This is a genomic window from Escherichia sp. KCJ4928, from assembly GCF_004352695.1.
Taxonomy (GTDB): Bacteria; Pseudomonadota; Gammaproteobacteria; order Enterobacterales; family Enterobacteriaceae; genus ECMA0423.
Genome location: NZ_SJWV01000255.1, coordinates 1 through 4146, shown reverse-complemented (window position 1 = coordinate 4146; position 4146 = coordinate 1). Strand labels below are relative to the sequence as shown.

Genomic DNA, 4146 nt, shown 5'->3' with positions numbered 1-4146 from the left:
ATATAAATTAAACAAAATGAGTAAGAAGATGCAGAGCGATAAAGTGCTCAATTTGCCGGCAGGCTACTTTGGTATTGTGTTGGGGACGATAGGGATGGGATTTGCCTGGCGCTATGCCAGCCAGGTTTGGCAGGTCAGCCACTGGTTAGGGGATGGGCTGGTGATTCTGGCGATGATCATCTGGGGATTATTAACTAGCGCATTTATTACCCGACTCATACGCTTTCCGCATAGCGTGCTGGCGGAAGTTCGCCATCCAGTGCTGAGCAGTTTTGTGAGTTTGTTTCCGGCAACGACGATGCTGGTGGCGATTGGTTTTGTTCCGTGGTTTCGCCCACTGGCGGTGTGCCTGTTCAGTTTTGGTGTCGTGGTTCAGTTGGCTTATGCCGCCTGGCAAACTGCGGGATTATGGCGCGGATCTCACCCTGAAGAAGCTACCACGCCTGGACTGTATCTGCCGACAGTTGCCAACAACTTTATCAGCGCAATGGCCTGTGGTGCGTTGGGCTACACCGACGCCGGTCTGGTGTTTTTAGGCGCAGGCGTTTTCTCATGGCTAAGCCTTGAACCGGTGATCTTGCAGCGTCTGCGCAGTTCGGGAGAATTACCCACGGCACTGCGGACATCACTCGGCATTCAGCTCGCTCCTGCGCTGGTGGCTTGTAGTGCCTGGCTGAGCGTCAACGGCGGCGAGGGTGACACGCTGGCGAAAATGCTTTTCGGTTATGGACTGCTGCAACTGCTGTTTATGCTACGTCTGATGCCATGGTATCTCTCCCAGCCATTTAATGCTTCATTCTGGAGTTTCTCGTTCGGCGTATCTGCACTGGCAACCACCGGTTTGCATCTGGGGAGTGGCAGCGATAATGGATTTTTCCATACGCTGGCGGTGCCGCTGTTTATCTTTACCAATTTTATTATTGCAATACTGCTCATCCGTACTTTTGCGCTTCTGATGCAGGGAAAATTGTTAGTCAGAACCGAGCGCGCCGTTTTAATGAAAGCAGAGGACAAAGAATGATCATTCGTGACGAAAACTATTTTACTGATAAATATGAATTAACCCGCACACACTCTGAAGTACTGGAAGCGGTGAAAGTGGTTAAACCGGGTAAAACGCTGGATCTGGGCTGTGGCAATGGTCGTAACAGTCTTTACCTGGCAGCCAATGGTTATGATGTTGACGCATGGGATAAAAATGCCATGAGTATCGCCAACGTCGAGCGCATTAAATCCATTGAAAATCTGGATAATTTACACACCCGAGTCGTTGATCTGAATAACCTCACATTTGATAGACAGTACGATTTTATTCTTTCGACTGTGGTACTGATGTTCCTTGAGGCTAAAACCATCCCAGGGCTGATTGTCAATATGCAACGTTGCACTAAACCTGGTGGTTACAACCTGATTGTGGCGGCGATGGATACCGCTGATTATCCATGTACCGTCGGCTTCCCGTTTGCCTTCAAAGAGGGAGAATTACGTCGATATTACGAAGGCTGGGAGAGGGTGAAATACAATGAAGACGTCGGCGAGCTGCACCGCACCGACGCCAACGGTAATCGTATTAAACTGCGTTTCGCCACGATGCTGGCACGTAAAAAATGACCCGCTAAGAATAAGGCGCGTGAAAATTCCCCACGCTGAGATGATTTACTGTTCTTCTTTTCGGTAAGCATATTTTTTATCGAAGGGATGTGAAATTAATCACAGTAGTCGAAGTTTTTTAGCAGCTTAACTTACTGAAATTTAACTACTGATGATTGACTTAGCCCCTTTTTCGGCATTGACTATGTCGTCTGAAAAGGGGCTGAAAAATTTATTTTCACCAACACTTTTTTTGCCACAACACGAAGCGGCGCTTTTTGCTATAACTTAGAAAGTAATATAATCATCTCAGGAAACTATTCATGCGTACCACATCATTTGCGAAAGTTGCAGCTTTATGCGGCTTGTTGGCTCTGTCTGGTTGTGCCTCTAAAATCACCCAGCCAGATAAATATTCTGGTTTTTTAAACAATTACTCTGATTTAAAAGAAACAACCTCAGCAACAGGTAAACCTGTTTTACGTTGGGTAGACCCGAGTTTTGATCAAAGCAAATATGACAGCATCGTCTGGAACCCAATCACTTATTATCCGGTACCAAAACCTTCTACCCAGGTAGGGCAGAAAGTTCTGGATAAAATTTTGAACTATACCAACACCGAAATGAAAGAAGCGATAGCGCAGCGTAAACCACTGGTTACCACCGCTGGGCCGCGTAGTCTGATTTTCCGTGGGGCCATTACCGGTGTAGATACCAGCAAAGAAGGGCTGCAATTCTATGAAGTGGTTCCTGTTGCATTAGTGGTTGCGGGGACGCAAATGGCTACAGGCCACCGTACCATGGATACTCGCCTCTATTTTGAAGGTGAGCTGATTGATGCAGCGACTAATAAACCGGTTATCAAAGTCGTTCGTCAGGGCGAAGGTAAAGACCTGAATAACGAAAGTACGCCAATGGCTTTCGAAAATATTAAACAAGTTATTGATGACATGGCGACCGATGCCACCATGTTTGACGTTAACAAAAAGTAGTTCCAGACGCGCCATCGTTAGATGGCGCTTTTTATCCGGTGCGCCGTAAAACCCCATCCTTCAGGGCGGGGATATAAGGCGCGGTTTTCCACCTGACCAGGTGTTTGCTGTTGTTCAATGTATTGGCGGATGACGGATATTGGCGCACCTCCGCAGCTACTGGCAAAATAGCCAGGACTCCACAAAACGCCTTTGTAGTAATACCTGACTGCAATATCTGGTCGATCTCGTCGCAGTCACCTACTCGATACGCCTTTGAGGCTGTTTACCAGACTGGATATCGCCAGTTTGGGAGGATAGTTAATTAACAAATGGACGTGATCTGGTTCGCCATCCATTTAAACCAGTTCAGCTTCAAAATCAGCACATACATTTGAAAAGTAAGTGCGTAGTTTTTCTGTCGCGTCATAGTCAAAAATCTGACGTCGGTATCTGGTGACAAAGACCAGGTGAACATGCATCAGGAAAACACAATGCTTCCCCGTCGGATATCGGTTTCTTTATTCATAGACCAAAGTATCATTTGGCCTGTGAAACGATTACAGGCATTTAAATTCCAGTTAAGACCCGGTGGTCAACAGGAGCGTGAAATGAGGCGCTTCGCAGGCGCATGTCGTTTCGTTTTCAATCGTGCTCTGGCGCTTCAGAATGAGAATCATGAGGCCGGTAATAAATACATCCCTTACGGGAAAATGGCTTCCTGGCTGGTTGAGTGGAAAAATGCCACTGAAACGCAATGGCTTAAAGATTCTCCCTCACAGCCATTGCAACAGTCACTGAAAGACCTTGAGCGGGCTTACAAAAACTTCTTCCGGAAGCGGGCTGCTTTTCCCCGATTCAAAAAGCGGGGACAGAATGATGCATTCCGCTACCCGCAGGGCGTTAAGCTCGATCAGGAAAACAGCCGTATTTTTCTGCCGAAACTGGGCTGGATGCGCTACCGCAATAGCCGTCAGGTCACGGGTGTTGTGAAAAATGTCACTGTCAGCCAGTCCTGCGGTAAGTGGTACATCAGTATTCAGACAGAAAGTGAAGTATCCACTCCGGTTCACCCTTCAGCATCAATGGTCGGGCTGGATGCTGGCGTGGCTAAACTCGCCACGCTGTCAGATGGCACAGTCTTTGAGCCTGTAAACAGTTTTCAGAAAAACCAGAAGACGCTGGCGAGACTTCAGCGACAGTTAAGCCGCAAGGTCAAATTCAGCAACAACTGGCAGAAGCAGAAACGCAAAATACAGCGACTGCATTCCCGTATCGCATATATCCGCAGGGACTACCTTCACAAAGTCACAACGACCGTCAGCAAAAACCACGCAATGATAGTCATTGAGGATTTGAAGGTCAGCAACATGTCAAAGTCAGCAGCGGGTACGGTCAGCCAGCCGGGGCGCAATGTCCGGGCAAAATCAGGTTTAAACCGTTCGATACTGGATCAGGGCTGGTATGAAATGCGCCGCCAGCTTGCGTACAAGCAGCTCTGGCGTGGCGGTCAGGTGCTTGCTGTTCCGCCAGCGTATACAAGCCAGCGTTGCGCGTGCTGTGGTCATACAGCGAAAGAAAATCG

At 47.9% G+C, this 4146-nt stretch carries 4 protein-coding genes and 1 pseudogene; 4 read left to right on the top strand and 1 reads right to left on the bottom strand.

Annotation, left to right across the window (positions count from 1 at the left end; translation table 11 throughout):
- Window positions 1-28 precede the first annotated feature (28 nt).
- The 3 genes from tehA to E0D98_RS21790 all read left to right on the top strand — a co-directional run bounded on the left by tehA (window position 29) and on the right by E0D98_RS21790 (window position 2582).
- On the top strand, window positions 29-1021 hold the full coding sequence (gene tehA / locus E0D98_RS21800) for a dicarboxylate transporter/tellurite-resistance protein TehA (protein ID WP_001296725.1): 993 nt from the start codon (window positions 29-31) through the stop codon (window positions 1019-1021).
- Window positions 1018-1611, top strand: coding sequence for a tellurite resistance methyltransferase TehB (tehB, locus tag E0D98_RS21795; protein ID WP_000586733.1), 594 nt, complete (start codon window positions 1018-1020; stop codon window positions 1609-1611). The genes tehA and tehB overlap by 4 nt, the downstream gene beginning before the upstream one ends.
- A 302-nt stretch (window positions 1612-1913) precedes the next feature.
- The gene (locus E0D98_RS21790; protein ID WP_001261013.1) at window positions 1914-2582 is read left to right on the top strand and encodes a DUF3313 domain-containing protein; all 669 of its coding nucleotides are present in this window, start codon (window positions 1914-1916) and stop codon (window positions 2580-2582) included.
- A gap of 98 nt (window positions 2583-2680) precedes the next feature.
- Here E0D98_RS21790 and tnpA read toward each other — a convergent pair.
- A pseudogene (gene tnpA, locus E0D98_RS21785) lies at window positions 2681-3043 on the bottom strand (IS200/IS605 family transposase); the annotation flags it as partial.
- A gap of 69 nt (window positions 3044-3112) precedes the next feature.
- Between tnpA and E0D98_RS21780 the strand changes: the two are divergent.
- Window positions 3113-4146, top strand: a 1034-nt coding sequence (locus tag E0D98_RS21780; protein ID WP_131890995.1) for an RNA-guided endonuclease TnpB family protein, incomplete at its 3' end; no start/stop codon positions are given.